Raw genomic sequence first — 16,705 nt, 5'->3', positions numbered from 1 at the left:
ACAGCGGCCGGGCGTCTTAGAGTACCGGGCAGATATTCCAGGCCGATCTATTGGCTTCATTTCATTGCGGAAAGGAAGAAAAAATGGCGAAGCAAAATGCTGGAGCAAAAATCAAACCCGAGGTGGCGGACCACCTCGCAGCAGCGATGGAGGCGCAGTCCATGCCAGGGCCGGCCGCCATTGCCGTGACCACGGCCATGGCGGGTGAACAGCACTGGCCGGACGGTAACGGCAAGCGGCGGCACCCCAAGGAACGGGCCGCGGCGCACAGCCAGGTGGGAAACGGGGCAGCCGTCACGGCCGTGCACCGCACCGGCCGCCCGCAGATGCCGCACTCATCCTGATGATGCGCAGCTAAGCCCACGACACAATAAGTACCTGGCGACACCCGTAGATGGGGGTCGCCAGGTATTTCCGTGTCGCAGGGGATGAGGCGCGTCGCCAGACCGGGGCTGCGCTACCCCTCCGGAACAACTTCGTCCACCACTTCGTCGGCTGTTTTGTCCAGCCGCCAGCCCCGCCACACGGGATGCCTGAGCTTCCCGGCGCCGGTCCACTGCCCGAAGGTCACCTCACCCACCAGCCGCGGCGTGACCCAGTGGGCGTCCGAGGCATCCTCGCGGGGCACGTCGTCGAACGGTGAGGTCTTGCGGGCCAGATCGTCCACTTTCTGCCGGAGCTCGTCCAGCTCGCGGGCGCTGAATCCGCTGCCCACCCGGCCCACATACCGGAGCTTGGGGCCGTCGGGGATGCCCACCAGCAGCGAACCCACCGAGCTTTGCCGACCGCCCTTGCCCGGCCGCCAGCCGCCCACCACCACCTCCTGGGTCTGCTCCAGCTTGATCTTGATCCAGGTCCGCGTGCGCTGCCCGCTGACGTAGCGGCTGTCCGTCCGTTTGGCCATCACGCCCTCAAGCCCCAGTTCCTGCGCGCTCTCCAGGATGTGCTCGACCTTCTCATCCAGGACGGGGGACAGCTCCACCGGGCACTCCGACGGCCGGTGGAACTCCTCCAGACGCTGCCGCCGCTTTGCGAAAGGCAGCCGCCGAAGGTCCTGGCCGCCGGCGGCCAGCAGGTCAAAAAGCATCAGCCGCACCGGGATGGCAGCGCGGGCCTTCGCGACGTCGCCGGGCCGGGACAGCTTCATGCGTCCCTGGAGCACGCCGAAATCGGGCCTCCCGGTAGGCCCGACGGCGAAAATCTCACCGTCCGCCACGAACGATCCGTCCGGCCAGCAGGCGCGGTCCGTCAGCTCCGGGTACGTCGCGGTGACGTCGTTGCCGTTCCGGCTGATGATGCGGACTTTTTCCTCATCGGCGACGATGAGCGCCCGGACACCGTCCCACTTGAGCTCAAACTGCCAGTCACTGCCCTGCAGATCGGCCGTGGTGCCTGCGGTCGCCATCATGGGGCTGAAGTCTTCGGCGCGGAGGGGCTGGGACGGTTCCGCGGCTGTCCCGGCAGTGGTGGGGTCCTCTGCTGGCTCCTCCGCCGCAGTACGCCGGGGATGGCTGGTGTGATGATCCTTATCCATCAGATGGATCAGCCACTGCCCCTCGGCGTCGCCGCCACGGCCGCGGCCGGTGTGAATCAGGGCGAACTTTTTGGTCCCGCCCAGGCCGCCGCCCTCGGAACCCGTCAGCGTCGCGATGACGTCACGGCCGTTGATCCACTTTTCCAGTTCGTAGGTCCCGTGATCCCAGATAGTCACTTCGCCGGCGCCATACTGCCCTTTGGGAATGGTGCCCTCAAAGGTGGCGTAATCCAGGGGATGGTCCTCGGTCTGGACCGCCAGATGGTTCTTGCCGCCTGATTCCGGGACGCCTTTCGGCAACGCCCACGAAACGAGCACGCCGTCGTGTTCCAGCCGGAAATCGAAGTGCAGCCGGCTGGCGTGGTGCTCCTGGATCACAAAAGTGTCGCCGTTGCCAGAAGCGCCGGAGAAGGGTTCGGGCGTCGCATCGGGGTCCCGCATTGACCGGTACCGCGCCAGGCGCTGGTGCGCGCCGCCGTCGTGCGTTACCTCTTCGGTGCCCCCGGGGTGCCCGCCACCGTGCTCGACGGCGGCAAACGGGTCCTTGCCGTCCTGCACCCGCCGCATCACGGCTTTGTAGTCGAGGTGCTTGAGATTGGGGGAGCTGATCTCACGCCAGGTCCGTGGCGCGGCCACCATGGGCGTGGGCCTGCCGCGGAGTGAATAGGGCACGATGGTGGTTTTGGCCGCGTTGTTCTGGCTCCAGTCCACAAGGACCTTCCCTGTGCGCAGGGCCTTCTTCATGTCACTCACGGCGAGGTCGGGGTGGTCTGCCTCCAGGGCGCGCGCCAGCTCGCGGGCGAACGCGGAGATCTGGTCCGAGGTCTGGGAGCCGTCCAGGCCGGCATAGAGGTGGATGCCTTTGCTGCCGCTGGTCACGGGAACCGTCTCCAGACCCACGTCCTGCAGGATGGTGCGGGCCAGGAGCGCCACTTCCACGCACTCAGCCAGGCCTGCTCCCTCGCCGGGGTCCAGGTCCAGCACCAGACGGTCCGGATTCAGCTGGTTGCCGTGCGAATCCACCTGCCACTGGGGCACATGGATTTCCAGCGAGTTGATCTGTCCGAACCACGCCAGCGTGGCGGGATCGTTGACCAGCGGATAGAAGATGGTCCGGTCCTTGTGCGTGATGGCGGCACGCGGGAGCCAGCCAGGTGCCGAATCCTCAAGGTTCTTCTGGAAAAACACCTCGCCGGGCTGCTCCGCCGTGCCGACGCCGTTGACCCAGCGCTTCCGCGTCGCGGGCCTGTTCTTTGCCGCCGGAATGAGGACATGGGCCACGGCGGCGTAGTAGGCCAGGACGTCCGCCTTGGTGGTGCCGGTGGCCGGATAGATGATTTTGTCCAGGTTGGTGAGGGTCAGTTCCCGGCCGGCAACCCGGACACGCTCCTTAGCGCCGGGCAAAGGTCTTCACCTCCGGCCTGCGGTGATGTTCACTTGAGGGATGAGAGCCATCTGGAAAGGTGCCATCGCGTTCGGCCTGGTCAACGTGCCCGTGAAGGTCTACAGCGCCACCGAGGATCATGACATCAGTCTCCACCAGGTCCACAACGCCGACGGCGGCCGGATCCGCTACCAGCGCCGGTGCGAGGTCTGCAGCCAGGTGATCGATTACTCGGACATTGAGAAGGCCTACGAGGACGGCGGCCGGACCGTGGTGCTGTCCAAAGAGGAGCTCAAGTCCATCCCTGCGGAGAGCAGCCATGAGATCGAGGTGGTCCAGTTCGTGCCGTCCGAGCAGCTGGAACCCATGATGTTCGAGAAAAGCTACTACCTGGAGCCGGATTCCAAGTCGCCCAAGGCCTACGTCCTGCTGCGCCGGGCGCTGGAGGACACCGACCGGGTGGCCATCGTCCAGTTCGCCCTGCGGGAGAAGACCCGGCTCGGTGCGCTGCGCATCAAGGACGATGTGCTGGTGCTGCAGTCCCTGCTCTGGCCGGACGAAGTCCGCGAGGCCAGCTTCCCCGCCCTGGAGGAGTCCGTCCGTATCTCCGCCCAGGAACGCGAAATGTCTGCCGCCCTGGTGGAGTCCATGGCCGCCGACTTTGAACCCGAGCACTTTACCGACGACTATCAGGTCCAGCTCCGGAAGCTTATTGAAGCCAAGCTGGAGAAGGGCGATTCGCTGGACACCGAGGAAACGTTCGGCGCGGAGGCGGGCGAAGGCGGCAAGGGCGAGGTCATCGACCTCATGGAGGCCCTGAAGCGCAGCCTGGACAGGAAGCGCGGTGGCGGTGCCGCGGCGGCTTCCGGAGACGACGGGTCCGACAGCGACGAGGCGGACGCGGAGGAAGAGGCTAAGGCGCCCGCGAAAGGCTCCAGGACGGCGACTAAGTCGACTGCAACCAAGTCCACCGCAACCAAGAGCGCGGCCGAAACCAAAACGGCGGCGAAGTCCACCGCCAGTAAATCCACCACTGGCAAGCCCGCCGCAAAGTCGGAGTCCGCTGCTGCCAAGTCCACGGCGGCGAAGTCGTCCACCACCAGGGCGCGTAAGGGCGCCTGACGTCCGGCGACGCCCCGGAGTCCGCAGGCGCCCTGCAATACGGAGGCGCCCTGCAGTACGGACGCGCTCTCCTGCCTTGACGGGGCTGGCCGCAGTGTCGGTGATGTCCGCCGCCTAGGAGTTTCGCAGCGCGGAGATGAGCTCGCTCTTCTTCTTGGCTGAGTACCCGGTGAGGCCAATTTCCTTGGCTTTGGCCTTGAGCTGCGGGACTGTCCAGTCCTCGTAGTCGCCGGCTTTCCCGCCTTTCCGGCCCACCGCCGAGCGGCCCTTCGCGACAGCCGCGTTGGAGATGCGCGCCGCCTTCTGCTTGGACGCGCCATCCTCGCGCAGTTCCTCGTAAAGCTCAGGATCCTTCAGGCTGGGGTTCTTTTTGCCTGGCATGTCATCCTCCTTTAACGAGCCCTGTCCCGGGGCAACGGGTGCAGTTGCTCGCCTCCACGCTAATTCGGGGCCTGTGGAAAAACAAGGAAACACTAAGTTTGCTTGCTTTGGGAAGGTGCTGCGGCCACAATGGGTCCCATCACAGCCCTGCTGCAACAGCGTGCTGTCACTCACAACCTGTCAATGGAGATGGAGAGGGGCGCCGAGATGAACGACAAAACGGCCGTCGATGAGGCGGACAGGGCGCTGAAGCAAAAACACCGGGCAATGTGGGCCTCCGGGGACTACCCGGCCCTGGCCAGTGAGATGCTCCTGGATCTCGGCGCAATCCTGGTGGATGCGTGCGGAGTCAAAGCGAAACAACGTGTTTTGGACGTGGCGTCCGGGGCCGGCAACGCGGCCATCCCCGCGGCAATGATGGGTGCCCAGGTGATTGCCAGCGATCTGACTCCGGAGATGTTCGACGCCGGGCGGCACCAGGCAGCCGACCGCGGCGTTGAGCTTGAATGGGCGGAAGCCGACGCCGAGGCTCTTCCGTTCGCGGATGCCGAATTCGACGTCGTGACGTCCTGCCTGGGCGTGATGTTCGCACCGCACCATCAGGCCGGAGCTGACGAAATCATGCGCGTGTGCAAACCAGGCGGCACCATCGGGCTGCTCAGCTGGACGCCCGAAGGGTTCATCGGGAAGATGTTCGCAGCCATGAAGCCGTTTGCGCCGCCGCCTCCGCCCGGGGCGCAGCCGCCCCCGCTGTGGGGCAGCGAAGACCATGTACGGGAGCTCTTTGGCGACCGGATCACGGATATCCGCACTGAAAAGCGGACCCTCGTCATCCACAGTTTCCACCAGCCCGCAGACTTCCTGCGGTACTTCAAATCCCACTATGGCCCCACGATCTCCGTCTACAAATTCATTGGTGACGACGAGGAGAAGGTCAAAGCGCTGGACTCGGCCCTGACTGAGCTGGCCGACACCTTCGGGGACGCGCACGGCGATGCCGCCTGGCAAATGGAATGGGAATACCTGCTCTTCATCGCCAAAAAGGCCAAAGAATGAAGCGCAACTTTGTCGCAACCTCCACCGTCACCATCAACACGCCGGCCAGCCGTGTGTGGGAGGTCATCACCGATCCGGACGCCGTCAAGCAGTTTATGTTCGGCGCAGACCTGGACACGGACTGGACTGTGGGCGGGCCCGTTCTCTGGCGTGGCGAGTGGGAGGGCAAACCCTACGAGGACAAGGGCGTAATCCTCGAGGTGGAACCCGGCAAAAAACTGGTCCACACGCATTTCAGCCCGCTCGGCGGCGAAGAGGACAAGCCGGAAAACTATCACACCCTGACGTGGACCCTTGAGGACCAGGAGGGCGGCGCCACGCGGCTCACGCTCTCGCAGGACAACAACGCCACCGAAGAGGCCGCCGAGCACTCCAGGGGAATGTGGGACATGCTCGTGGCGGACGTCAAGAAGATCGCCGAACGCCCCTGACCCAACTAGGTAGCGCTATCTGTCGTTTTGAGCGTCCAAAACGACAGATAGCGCTACTTAGTTGGGCGGGGGGACGCTTAAAGCCGGCGGCCGCCGTCGTAGTCTCCCCACGCAGGAGAGACGTACGACGGCGGCCGCTGGCACGCGCTGTTTGGAACCAGGTGGCGCTACTCGGCGTCGTGATCCGTTTCCAGGATCTGGACCAGACGCTCCAGGGCGTCATCCGCGCCGGTTCCTTCGGCGCGGAGCACCACAACGTCGCCGTGGGACGCACCCAGGCTCATGAGGGACAGGATGCTGGCGGCGTCCATGGCCTCGTCCACGGGCTCACCTTCGCGGGCGATGGTGATGTCCAGGTCGAACTCGCCGGCGGCTTCGGCAAAGATGGCGGCGGGGCGGGCGTGCAGGCCGACGCGGCTGGCGACGGTTGCGGTGCGTTCTGACATTGTTGCTCCTTTGTGTCTTCGGCGCCTGTTGGTTCAGCGCCGTAAATCGTTTGGCGGGTGAAAGCTGGGTCAGACCGTTACGGGAACGGTTTCCACCGTAGCAGCGGGCTTGGCTGCAACCCAGCGTTTGAGGGCGACAACCGCGAGGGCGCTCACGATGGTTCCGGCGAGGATGGCCACGACGAACATTGCCAGGTTGCCGATTGCGAAGAAGACGAAGATGCCGCCGTGCGGAGCCTGGGAGGTGACGCCCGTGGCCATGCACAATGCGCCTGTCAGCGCGCCTCCCACCATGCTGGCAGGGATGACACGCAGCGGGTCGGCAGCGGCGAACGGGATAGCGCCTTCGGAGATGAAGGATGCCCCGAGGAGCCACGCGGCCTTGCCGTTCTCACGTTCGGCCAGGCTGAAGAGCTTCTTGTCCAGGACGGTGGCCAGTGCCATCGCCAGCGGAGGCACCATGCCGGCAGCCATCACGGTTCCCATAATCTGCCACGGGGCCTGGTTGTCGATGCTGCCTGCGCTGAGGCCGGCAACCGCGAAGGCGTAGGCAACCTTGTTGACCGGACCGCCGAGGTCAAAGCACATCATGAGGCCGAGGATGATTCCAAGAACCACTGCGGAGACGCCGGTCATGCCCGTGAGCCAGGCGTTCAGGCCGTTGGTGATGCCTGCGATGGGGCCGCCGAGGACCAGGAACATCAGGCCGGAGGCAAAGATGGAGGCCAGCAGCGGGATAATCACGACGGGCATCAGGCCGCGGAGCCAGCGCGGCACCTGCCAGGTGCCGATCAGGTGGGCCATGTAGCCGGCGAGCAGGCCGCCGACGATGCCGCCGAGGAAGCCTGCGCCCATAAACCCGGACACGGCACCGGCCACGAAGCCCGGCGCGATACCGGGCCGGTCGGCGATGGCGTAAGCGATGTAGCCGGCAAGTGCAGGCACCAGGAAGCCCATGGACAGGGCACCGATCTTGAACAGTACCGCGCCAAGGTAGATCGCGAGTCCGCCCTCGGGCAGGTTGCCGAAGTTGTTATCTACCACCACCTTGTCTGCAACTTCGGTGATGTCGTAGCCGCCCAGCAGGAAGCCCAGCGCGATCAGCAGACCGCCGCCGGCAACAAACGGAATCATGTAGCTGACACCGGTCAGCAGTGCGCGCTTGAGCTTCTGGCCGATGTGCTCGCCCTTTTCTGCTGCAGCCTGCTCCGCCTGCTCTTCCGCACCGAAGTGCGGTACGCGGCGGGCGTTAGGATCAGTGGCCGCGGCGAGTGCTTCCTGGACCATCTTCGTCGGCTCGTCGATGCCGCGCTTGACGGGGGCATTGATGACGGGTTTACCGGCGAAGCGCTCCTTGCCGCGGACGTCCACGTCCACCGCGAAGATCACGGCGTCTGCGGCTGCAATCACGGCGGGGTCCAGCGGCTTGGCGCCGGAGGAGCCCTGGGTTTCCACCTGCAGGTCCACGCCCATTTCCTGGGCGGCCGCCACCAGCGAGTCGGCGGCCATGTAGGTGTGGGCGATGCCGGTGGGGCAGGCGGTGACCGCCACGAGGCGCTTGGGGCCGGCGGCGGAGGCACCCGCCGAAGCCGAGCCCGCCGAAGCCACGCCTGCGGAAGCAGCACCTGCCGCAGCCGTACCCGCAGCAACGCCGTCAGCTGGCACAGCGGCAGCGTGGGCCGCCGGCTTGTCGGCAAGTGCACCGTCAACGAGCGCCACGATTTCCTCACGGCTGGAGGCCGCACGCAGCGCAGCGGTGAAGTCCTTTTTGATCAGGGACCGGGCCAGCTTGGACAGGAGCTTCAGGTGCTCCTGGTCCGCTCCGTCCGGGGCGGCGATGAAGAAGATGAGGTCAGCTGAGCCGTCCTTGGCGCCGAAGTCCACCTTGGGGTTGAGCCGCGCCATGGCCAGTGTCGGTTCGATGACGGCGGCTGAACGGCAGTGCGGGATGGCAATGCCGCCCGGGATGCCGGTGGCGGTCTTCTGCTCGCGGGCGAAGGCGTCGGCGAACAGGCCCTCAACTTCTGATGCGCGGCCGGTGGCAGCTACTTTGCTGGCCAGGTGCCGGATCACGTCCTCGGGCGAGGTGCCCAGGTTCTGGTCGAGCTCGACCAGTTCGGTGGTGATGAGCTGAGTCACTGTCAATCCTTTCGAAGGGCCGTGATAGTTACGGCATCCGGGGTGGTTTGGTGGACTGCCGGGACAGTGGAACCCGGCAGGGAGGCGGCGGCGGCACCGTGTGCCACTGCCTGACGAAGGCAATCGGCCGGGGCGGCGCCCTGGCCGTGGGCGAGCAGATAGCCAGCCAGCGATGAATCGCCCGCGCCGACAGTACTGACCGCGGCGACCGGCGGGTGCGTGGCCAGCCACGCGCCGTCGGCCGTTACCAGGACAGCTCCCTTGGATCCGAGAGTTGCCAGCACCGCACCTACACCGGAACGCACGACGGCGGCGGCGGCCTTTGCGGCTGCCTCCGGATCCGCTTCCAGTTCTTCTGCGGTGGACGCCGTGGCGAAGCCGGCTGCTGCAGCCAGTTCCGCCAGTTCTTCGGCGTTGGGTTTGAGGAGGTCCGGTGTCCCGGACAGTGCGCCGGCCAGGGGCCCGCCGGAGGAATCGACGGCGATCAGCGGGGTGCCGCCGTCGCCCGCCGCGCTCCGCAGCCGCTGGATGACCGTGGCGTAGAAATCGGCCGGGAAGCCCGGCGGCAGGGAGCCCGCCAGGACAACCCAGCCGGCACCACGGGCGCGTTCCAGGAGGAGGCTGATCAGGGCTTCCTGCTGCTCAACGCTCAGTACAGGACCGGGCTCGTTGATCTTGGTGGTGACGCCGCCGGGTTCCGTGAGTGCCACGTTGGTGCGCAGCGGTTCGCCGATGGGCAGCGCAGCGAACGGGACACCGTCGTGGCGCAAGCCAGCGAGGACGGGATCGCTGTCGCCGCCGGGAAGTACGGCGACGGTGTCGAGTCCTGACGCGCAGAGGGCCCGGGACACATTCACGCCCTTGCCGCCGGACTCCTGGCTGACGGAGACGGCACGCTGGACTTCGCCGCGCTGCAGGGGGCCGGGGAGGGCCACCGTGCGGTCCAGGCTGGGGTTGGCGGTGAGGGTGACGATCATGCGATCACCACATCTACGCCGGCATCGGTCAGGGCGGCTGTGAGTTCCGGGCTGGGTTCGCTGTCTGTAATCAAAGTGTCCAGATCTTTCAGGGAGGCGAACTGGACCAGCGTTTCCGCGTCCAGTTTGGAGGAGTCGGCCAGCACCACGATGCGGCGGGCCGACTGGACGAAGGCTGCCTTGACGGCGGCTTCTTCAGGATCGGGTGTGCTGAGGCCAAAGCTTGCGTGGATGCCGTTGGTGCCAAGGAACGCGATGTCCGGGCGCATCCGTTGGGCGGCTTCCACGGTTGCCTGCCCAACGGCGGCCTGGGTCAGGCCCCGGACCCGGCCGCCCAGGATCTGCAGGGCGATGCCGGGCGCGCTGGCCAGTTTGGCAGCGATGGGCACGGCATGGGTGATAACCACAAGTTCGGGCGCGGTCGCAGGGGAGGGCTCGACGGCGGCCCGCCGGGAGAGCAGGTCGGCAAGGGCTTCGGTGGTGGAACCGGCGTCGAGCAGGATGCTCCCGGACTTGGACCGGGGGATCAGGGCAAGGGCCGCCTGGGCAATGCGGAGCTTCTGGTCCGGGCGCTGGATGGTCCGCTCGTTGATGCTTTCCTCGGACGTGCTGAAACGGTCGGCCGCAACGGCGCCGCCGTGGACGCGCCGGACGGTGCCCGCGCTTTCGAGGGTGGCGAGGTCGCGGCGGACAGTTTCGGTGGTGATGCTGAAGCGCTCGGCCAGCACGGTCACGCTGACGCGGCCGTTGCCGGCAATTAGCTCGGCAATCTTCTGCTGGCGCTCTTCGGCGAACACGTACCCTCCATTGCGTAAAGTCTGGGCTCTATCCGTGACTGGCATCACATGATGTGGAATTACTTGACTTTATCTTTGCTTATGTTGGTTTGTCAATGGAAATCCACACGAAACAAAGACGGCCGGCCGCTCCCGCTGGGCGGGCGGTCCGAAGGAGACGAAAAAGCCGGGCCGGACCTCGGTGGTCCGGCCCGGCTGTCGGGGTTTTCATGGTGACGCTATCGCCCGGGAGCTACAGTCCGCCGTCGCGGCTTTCATTGCGCGTGATGCGCTCGCCGGTGTTCGGGTCAACCACCGAGCGGGTTTCACTGACGCGCCGGCTGCGGCCCGGTGAGGCGAGCACAAGGGACGCAATCAGTCCGATGACGCCGACGGCCATCAGGATGTAGCCGATCAGGACCTGGTCAACGAAGGGGATCAGGCCCGGGGCAACCGCCCAGGCCAGGATGGCACCGAGTGCGATAAGGAAGATGGCGGAACCGATTCTCATGACTTGCTCCTTGTGGCTCGAGTACGTGTGGTGCCGAACTGCTAAGCATGCTGTCCTCTCACAACCTACAGCCCGGCAGGGTGCGATTCAATCACCGGCAAGGCTGCGGATTGGCGGCGTCGTGGCTGTTCAACGGCACGCACTGGCTAGGCTGGTCGGATGGAAACAGTTGTTTGGTCCAAGCCGGAGGCTGAGCGGGACGGAACTCCGCTGCTTGTCCTGATGCATGGCTACGGCACGGACGAGTCGCGGATGGTTAATCTGTTCCAGTACCTCCCGGCTGATTTCACTTGTGCAGCGCTGCGGGCCCCGATGGTGATTGGCGACCACTACGGCTGGTTCCTGCTGGACTACTTCCTGGTCAACGATTTTGCCGATGTCATTGCCGCCACCAACGCCGTCCAGGCCTGGATCGGCTCCGTGCGGGGCCGCCACAGCAGCGTGAGCCTGATGGGCTACTCGCAGGGGATGGCCATGGCCAGTACTCTCCTGCGCCTGCACCCCAACGACTACAAGGCAACGGTGGGCTTGTCCGGGTTTGTCCTGGAGAACGAACTGTTGTCACTCACTGATTCTTTTGAAACCCCGCCCCCTTTCTTCTGGGGGCGGGACAAGGCGGACCTTGTGATCAATGAGGACGCCACGGCCTACACCGAGCAGTGGCTGCATGAAAACACTCACCTGACTGCCCGGACGTACCCCGGCATGGGCCACGCGATGAGTAAAGCCGAGATGGTGGACGTCAGCGCGTTCCTGCGCCACTACGTGCTGGACTGACCTCCCGCGGGCCGGTTGGCAGACCGGGCCGTCCGGGTGCGGCAGGCAGCAAATCCAGTTGCGCGCGAAATCTGCAAGCGCTTACACTCGATGTTGGCCCGAATCCTCCGGCCGTTGAGCCAGCAGGAGAAGGATGCCCCACCGGTGCCCATGAGCCAGGCCCCTGCCCGCGGGCGCCCGCCCAGGCAGCCCAGGTTGTCAGGCCGCACCATGGCGCTCATCATGGAAGAAGACGTTTTATAGCAGCCCACCGGCCCGCCGAGGTTTTTTGACCCGGCCCCTAGCCGCCCCTGTTGATCCGGCGGACGCGGTTGCCGGCGCTTCCCCGCTCTGCCTTTACACCCCGTTGCCCGGACGCTGAGGTCCGTCGGTTGAAATTCCCGCCCGTTGAAACCACGCCCATTTGAGTTACGCCCCCCAAGGCTTCCCGCCGTCTGGAAGGACACTGCGCATGACTGACGTTTTGACAACCCAAACCCCCGGCTGGACCACCGCTTCTGCCATCCTCTTCGACCTTGACGGAGTGCTGACGCCCACCGCCACCGTCCATGAACAGGCGTGGAAGGAACTCTTCGAGGGCTATCTCACCACCCGGCCCGACGTGCCCGGCTACCGCGAAGAGGACTACTTCGACCACATCGACGGCAAGCCCCGGTTCGACGGCGTCCGCGATTTCCTGGCATCACGCGGCATCGTGCTCCCCGAAGGCTCCGCCAGCGACGGGACCGAAGCCGGCAGCTCAACCGGCGCCGCCGCGCGAACAGAAACGGTGCAGGGACTCGGCAACCGCAAGAACCAGGTGTTCAACGACATCGTCAGTGCCGGCGTCGAGCCTTTTGAAGGGTCGGTGCGTTTCCTCAAGGCCGCGCTGGACCGCGGGCTCAAGGTCGCCGTCGTCTCTTCCTCCAGGAACGCGCCCGCGGTCCTGAAGGCAGCGGGCCTCAACGGGCACTTCGAGGTAGTGGTTGACGGCGTGGTGGCCGCGGCCAAGGGCCTGCCCGGCAAACCCAGCCCGGCCACCTACAACTACGCAGCACAGCTTTTGGGCCTGCCCAGCGAAGAGTGCGTGGTGGTTGAGGACGCGGTCTCCGGTGTCCAGGCCGGCCACGCCGGAACGTTCCACTCGGTGATCGGCGTGGACAGGGGTGCCGGACGGCAGACGCTGCTCGACGCCGGAGCCACCCGGGTGGTCAACGACCTCCAGGAACTCCTCTAGCAAACCTCCCGGCTGGAACCAGCCAGGCAAGCCCCACCCAGACCAGCACCACGCCAAAAGGATCGCAACACCATGGCACTTATCACCGCGGACCGCGAACGGTTCCCCGACACTCCCTGGCAGCTTGTGGAGACCCACCACCAGCCGGACAACGCGGGGACCCTGGAGACGCTCTTTGCCCTGGGCAACGGGCACCTTGGGATCCGCGGTGCGCACTGGGCCGCGGCGGACGCCGAACTGCCTGGCAGCTTCATTAACGGCCTGCACGAAATCTGGGACATCAAGCATGCAGAGAACGCGTTCGGCTTTGCCCGGACGGGCCAGCGGATCCTTTATATCCCCGACGTCAACAACTTCACGGTCATCATCGACGGCGAATCCCTCTCGCTCGCGGAATCGGATGTGCTGGACTACCGCCGCACGGTTGATTTCGCCACCGGCATCTACGAATGCCGCATCACCTGGCGCTGCCGGTCCGGTGCGACGGTAACCACTACCGAACGCCGCGCCGTGGGCTTCGCGTCGCGTGGCGCCCTCGGAATCTCACTGGAAGTCGCGTCGGACCGTGAGGTTTCGGCTGACGTCACGTCGTCCGTCATCAACAGGCAGGACCAGCCTGTGGAGGACCACTCGGCGCATGATCCGCGCCGTGCCGGCCGCCACGCGGGCCGGGTCCTGTTGCCGGTACGCATCGAAGGGAGCGACGGCTCGCTCCGGCTGGCCTGGCAGGCCGCCGAATCCGGGCAGCGCGTGGGACTGGCCGTGGACCACTGGACCTCGGCCGGCCACCAGCCCTTCGAAACGGCGGCAGGCGAAGACGACAGCAGTGTCCGCTACGTCCTGGCCGTCCGTGCCGAGGAGCCGTTCCGGCTGGAGAAGAGCGTCAGCTACGCCGCCGGGCCGGGCGTTCAGGAGTCTGACCGGGACGCCGCGGACACCGCCGAGGCCGGGCTCCGCCCTGTGGAGGACATCTTCGTCGAGAGCCGGGAGCACTACCGGGAGTACTGGGCCACCTCGGACATCGTGGTGGCCGGCCAGCCCCAGCTCCAGCAGGCCATCCGCTGGAACCTGTTCCAGCTGGCACAAGCGACAGCACGGGCCGACGTCGCGGGCATTCCCGCCAAGGGCGTCACAGGCTCGGGTTACGAGGGGCACTACTTCTGGGACCAGGAGGTCTACCTCCTGCCCTACCTCACATACACGAACCCCGACGGCGCCCGCAAGGTCCTGGAGTTCCGGCACGAAATGCTCCCGGCGGCCAAAATCCGGGCCAAGGAGCTCAGCGTGGACGGCGCCCTGTTCCCGTGGCGCACCATTAACGGCCTCGAAGCCAGCGCGTACTACGCTGCCGGCACGGCGCAGTTCCACATCGCCGCCGCCATCGCCTTCGCCACCAGCCGCTACGTGTGGGCCAGCGGGGACGAAGCCTTCCGTGAAGGCATGGGCGCGGAGCTGCTGATCGAAACCGCCCGCATGTGGATCTCGCTGGGCTTCTTTGGCAAGGACGGGCTCTTCCACATCCACGGCGTCACAGGCCCGGACGAGTACACAGCGGTTGTCAACGACAACCTCTACACCAACGTCATGGCCCGCTTTAACCTGCGCGCCGCCGCGGCCGTGGAACACCAGGCGATTGACGATGCCGAACGCCAGCTCTGGGTGCAGGCCGCCAACCGCATGCACCTGCCCTTCGACGAAGACCTTGAGGTCTATTCGCAGGACAACGACTTCATGACCCTGGAGCCCTGGGACTGGACCACGCCCCGGTCAAAGTACCCGCTGCTGCTGCACTTCCACCCGCTGGTGATTTACCGCCACCAGGTGCTGAAGCAGGCCGACACCGTCCTGGCCATGTTCCTGCAGTGGCAGGATTTCACGGCGGTGGAGAAGCGCCGCGCCTTTGATTTCTACGATCCCATCACCACCGGGGATTCCACCCTGTCCGCCTGCGTGCAGGGGATCATGGCAGCCGAAGTGGGGCACCCCGGCGCAGCGCTGGAGCACTTCACCAACGCCGTCTTCATCGACCTGGATGACACGCACGGGAACACCATCGACGGCGTGCACATCGCCTCCACCGGTGGAGTCTGGAGCTCATTGGTCTGCGGCTTCGCGGGGCTCCGCGACCAGGGCCACATACCGTTCTTCGACCCCCGGCTCCCCGCCGAATGGGAGGCGCTGACCTTCCACCTGAAAGTCCGGGGCCGGCTGCTGCTGGTGGAGCTCGACGCCGGCGCGCTCACCCTCAGTGTCCAAAGCGGCGGTCAGCTGGACGTGGATATCCGCGGCCAGGTGTTCCGGGTGGGCACGGACCCGGTCCGGGTTGCCCTGGAAGCCTTTGAGTGCCCCGAGCCGACGGTGTTCCCCAGCGGACCGCCTACCGCGAGCATGCCCGTCGTGCACGCGGCCGGCTGAGACCCGGGCGCAACGAGGACCCTGCCGGCGGCGGCGGGAGCTGACACCCGCCGGAAGCGGGGCTGCGTCAGTCTCCCGCCGCCGTCGTGCGTTCCACAGCGGGTGCCGGCGCCGGGTCCAGCGGATGGGCCAGCTCGTCCCGGGGCATGCGCGCCGCGATCATGGCGATCACCGCCAGGACAGGGCAGACGCCGCCGGCGACCAGGAAAATCGCCCAGATGGGAAAGATCTCGGCGGCCGGACCGGCCAGCGCCATGGACACCGGCATCAGCGCGAGCGACACAAAGAAGTCCAGGCTGGAAACCCGGCCCAGCAGATGCCGGGGCACCCGCCGTTGCAGCAGCGTGCCCCAGATGACCATGCCCACGCTGCCGGTGGCACCGAAGATGAACATCGCGGCGGCAACGGTCCAGAAGCTGTCCAGGATGCCGACGGCGGCGAGCGGCAGGCTGCCCGCGCCCCAGCAGACCATCATCACCGTGAGGTAGCGGCGGGGGAGTTTCAGGGACGCTGTCACCAGCGAGCCGATTGCCCCGCCCACGCCCATCACGGCGAGCAGGAAGCCGAACATCCGGGAATCGCCGCCGAGCTGGTCACGGACCACAAACGGCATCAGCACTTCGATGGGGCCAATCAGGAACAGCACTGAAACGCAGGCCCACAGCAACGTCCAGAGCAGCCACGGCGTGCGGATGGTGTAGCTGACGCCCTCCCGGAGGTCGTGGAAGAACGACGTCCTGGCCGGGTGTTCGTGGGTATCGGCGCCGGTGGGGTGGGAGCCGCCGTCCTCTGCGCCGCTGGACGGTGCCGCGAGGGCATGACGGCCCAGGAAGTTCAGGATGATGAACGCCAGCAGGTGGCAGCCGGCCACGCCCGTCACGGCATGGGACGGGGAGAGCGCGGCAACAAGGATGCCCGCGACAGCCGGTCCGGCAGCCTGCTGGAGGATGGGCCGCATGGTGCCCTCCATGCCGTTGGCCGCCAGCAGGTCCTGGGCCGGCAGGATCCGCGGCAGGATCGCGGAGTAAGCCGGGAAGAAGAACGCGGCCCCCACGCCCAGGACAAAGCTGCCCACGGCAAGATGCCACAACTGCAGCCAACCGGCCATCGCCAACCCGCTGATGCCGGCGATCACGGCCAGGTTGGCGCCTTCGACGGCGATGATCAGCAGCCGCTGCGGAACCCTGTCCGCGGCGATCCCGCCGGCCAGGACGAAGGCCACCAGGCCCACGCTGCCTGCTGCCGCTACGAGCGAAAGTTCCAGCGGCCCGCCGCCGAGATGGATCACCTGGTAGACCATGGCCACAGCCCACATGCCGGATCCAAAAATGGAAATGGCCAGGGCTGCGATAAGGACCCGGTACTCGCGGTGCGCAAACGGCCGCAGGGCTTGGAGTGTGGGCATAGGGCAAGTCTAGGCGGGGCCGGATAGCGGTGGAACCGAAAAGGGTACGTAGTGTTAAGCACCCTTACTGTTAAGGCAAGCTGTTAAGGAAAGCCGCAGCCAGGCTGCCGCGGCAGACGTACTACAGAAGCAGAG

Annotated in this window: 15 protein-coding genes; 7 read left to right on the top strand and 8 right to left on the bottom strand. The window is 66.2% G+C overall.

Annotated elements, in window-relative coordinates; genetic code table 11:
• Positions 1–83 precede the first annotated feature (83 nt).
• On the top strand, positions 84–344 hold the full coding sequence (locus tag GUV69_RS12645; RefSeq protein WP_164202839.1) for a hypothetical protein: 261 nt from the start codon (positions 84–86) through the stop codon (positions 342–344).
• 113 nt (positions 345–457) lie between these two features.
• On the opposite strand, the gene GUV69_RS12640 is transcribed toward GUV69_RS12645, so the two are convergent.
• Complete coding sequence (locus tag GUV69_RS12640) at positions 458–2,938, bottom strand: ATP-dependent DNA ligase (RefSeq protein WP_164202837.1); 2,481 nt, start codon at positions 2,936–2,938, stop codon at positions 458–460.
• 40 nt (positions 2,939–2,978) lie between these two features.
• Here GUV69_RS12640 and ku point away from each other — a divergent pair, with 40 nt between their 5' ends.
• Positions 2,979–4,040, top strand: coding sequence for a non-homologous end joining protein Ku (ku, locus tag GUV69_RS12635; protein WP_164202835.1), 1,062 nt, complete (start codon positions 2,979–2,981; stop codon positions 4,038–4,040).
• A 114-nt stretch (positions 4,041–4,154) separates the two neighbouring features.
• On the opposite strand, the gene GUV69_RS12630 is transcribed toward ku, so the two are convergent.
• Positions 4,155–4,421 carry a DUF7218 family protein gene (locus GUV69_RS12630; protein WP_164202833.1) on the bottom strand — a complete coding sequence of 89 codons (267 nt, stop codon included), beginning with the start codon at positions 4,419–4,421 and terminating at the stop codon, positions 4,155–4,157.
• Positions 4,422–4,628: 207 nt separating this feature from the next.
• Between GUV69_RS12630 and GUV69_RS12625 the strand changes: the two genes are divergently transcribed.
• Positions 4,629–5,477, top strand: coding sequence for a class I SAM-dependent methyltransferase (locus tag GUV69_RS12625; protein ID WP_164202831.1), 849 nt, complete (start codon positions 4,629–4,631; stop codon positions 5,475–5,477).
• Positions 5,474–5,908, top strand: coding sequence for an SRPBCC domain-containing protein (locus GUV69_RS12620; RefSeq protein WP_164202829.1), 435 nt, complete (start codon positions 5,474–5,476; stop codon positions 5,906–5,908). The genes GUV69_RS12625 and GUV69_RS12620 overlap by 4 nt, the downstream gene beginning before the upstream one ends.
• A gap of 167 nt (positions 5,909–6,075) precedes the next feature.
• On the opposite strand, the gene GUV69_RS12615 is transcribed toward GUV69_RS12620, so the two are convergent.
• The 5 genes from GUV69_RS12615 to GUV69_RS12595 form a co-directional block, all read right to left on the bottom strand.
• Positions 6,076–6,354 carry an HPr family phosphocarrier protein gene (locus tag GUV69_RS12615; RefSeq protein ID WP_164202827.1) on the bottom strand — a complete coding sequence of 93 codons (279 nt, stop codon included), beginning with the start codon at positions 6,352–6,354 and terminating at the stop codon, positions 6,076–6,078.
• 69 nt (positions 6,355–6,423) lie between these two features.
• Positions 6,424–8,493, bottom strand: coding sequence for a PTS fructose transporter subunit IIABC (locus tag GUV69_RS12610; protein WP_164202825.1), 2,070 nt, complete (start codon positions 8,491–8,493; stop codon positions 6,424–6,426).
• 2 nt (positions 8,494–8,495) lie between these two features.
• Complete coding sequence (locus GUV69_RS12605) at positions 8,496–9,470, bottom strand: 1-phosphofructokinase family hexose kinase (RefSeq protein WP_164202822.1); 975 nt, start codon at positions 9,468–9,470, stop codon at positions 8,496–8,498.
• Positions 9,467–10,267 carry a DeoR/GlpR family DNA-binding transcription regulator gene (locus tag GUV69_RS12600; protein ID WP_164202820.1) on the bottom strand — a complete coding sequence of 267 codons (801 nt, stop codon included), beginning with the start codon at positions 10,265–10,267 and terminating at the stop codon, positions 9,467–9,469. The genes GUV69_RS12605 and GUV69_RS12600 overlap by 4 nt, the downstream gene beginning before the upstream one ends.
• A 232-nt stretch (positions 10,268–10,499) precedes the next feature.
• On the bottom strand, positions 10,500–10,757 hold the full coding sequence (locus GUV69_RS12595) for a DUF6458 family protein (RefSeq protein ID WP_164202818.1): 258 nt from the start codon (positions 10,755–10,757) through the stop codon (positions 10,500–10,502).
• Between the two features lie 159 nt (positions 10,758–10,916).
• Between GUV69_RS12595 and GUV69_RS12590 the strand changes: the two genes are divergently transcribed.
• The 3 genes from GUV69_RS12590 (at position 10,917) to GUV69_RS12580 (ending at position 15,165) form a co-directional block, all read left to right on the top strand.
• A complete protein-coding gene (locus tag GUV69_RS12590; protein ID WP_164202816.1) occupies positions 10,917–11,534 on the top strand; it encodes an alpha/beta hydrolase in 618 nt (205 codons plus the stop codon).
• A gap of 451 nt (positions 11,535–11,985) precedes the next feature.
• The gene (locus GUV69_RS12585) at positions 11,986–12,750 is read left to right on the top strand and encodes an HAD family hydrolase (RefSeq protein ID WP_164202803.1); all 765 of its coding nucleotides are present in this window, start codon (positions 11,986–11,988) and stop codon (positions 12,748–12,750) included.
• 72 nt (positions 12,751–12,822) lie between these two features.
• Positions 12,823–15,165 (top strand): glycoside hydrolase family 65 protein, encoded by a 2,343-nt coding sequence (locus tag GUV69_RS12580; RefSeq protein ID WP_164202801.1) that lies wholly within the window; start codon positions 12,823–12,825, stop codon positions 15,163–15,165.
• Positions 15,166–15,232: 67 nt separating this feature from the next.
• Here GUV69_RS12580 and GUV69_RS12575 read toward each other — a convergent pair whose 3' ends face one another.
• Positions 15,233–16,570 carry an MFS transporter gene (locus GUV69_RS12575; protein ID WP_164202799.1) on the bottom strand — a complete coding sequence of 446 codons (1,338 nt, stop codon included), beginning with the start codon at positions 16,568–16,570 and terminating at the stop codon, positions 15,233–15,235.
• Positions 16,571–16,705 lie beyond the last annotated feature (135 nt).

Origin of the sequence: [Micrococcus luteus] ATCC 49442, assembly GCF_010367585.1 — a bacterium.
In the GTDB taxonomy this organism is placed as follows: Bacteria; Actinomycetota; Actinomycetes; order Actinomycetales; family Micrococcaceae; genus Arthrobacter; species Arthrobacter luteus_A.
The sequence above is the reverse complement of the archived record's forward strand: the minus strand, read 5'-3'. Positions and strand labels throughout refer to the sequence as shown.

Coding starts and splice junctions, on each gene's coding strand:
- GUV69_RS12620 (WP_164202829.1), top strand. CDS start 5,474: ATGAAGCGCAACTTTGTCGCAACCTCCACCGTCACCATCAACACGCCG.
- GUV69_RS12580 (WP_164202801.1), top strand. CDS start 12,823: ATGGCACTTATCACCGCGGACCGCGAACGGTTCCCCGACACTCCCTGG.
- GUV69_RS12605 (WP_164202822.1), bottom strand. CDS start 9,470: ATGATCGTCACCCTCACCGCCAACCCCAGCCTGGACCGCACGGTGGCC.
- GUV69_RS12615 (WP_164202827.1), bottom strand. CDS start 6,354: ATGTCAGAACGCACCGCAACCGTCGCCAGCCGCGTCGGCCTGCACGCC.
- GUV69_RS12630 (WP_164202833.1), bottom strand. CDS start 4,421: ATGCCAGGCAAAAAGAACCCCAGCCTGAAGGATCCTGAGCTTTACGAG.
- GUV69_RS12575 (WP_164202799.1), bottom strand. CDS start 16,570: ATGCCCACACTCCAAGCCCTGCGGCCGTTTGCGCACCGCGAGTACCGG.
- GUV69_RS12645 (WP_164202839.1), top strand. CDS start 84: ATGGCGAAGCAAAATGCTGGAGCAAAAATCAAACCCGAGGTGGCGGAC.
- GUV69_RS12595 (WP_164202818.1), bottom strand. CDS start 10,757: ATGAGAATCGGTTCCGCCATCTTCCTTATCGCACTCGGTGCCATCCTG.
- GUV69_RS12590 (WP_164202816.1), top strand. CDS start 10,917: ATGGAAACAGTTGTTTGGTCCAAGCCGGAGGCTGAGCGGGACGGAACT.
- GUV69_RS12585 (WP_164202803.1), top strand. CDS start 11,986: ATGACTGACGTTTTGACAACCCAAACCCCCGGCTGGACCACCGCTTCT.
- GUV69_RS12625 (WP_164202831.1), top strand. CDS start 4,629: ATGAACGACAAAACGGCCGTCGATGAGGCGGACAGGGCGCTGAAGCAA.
- ku (WP_164202835.1), top strand. CDS start 2,979: ATGAGAGCCATCTGGAAAGGTGCCATCGCGTTCGGCCTGGTCAACGTG.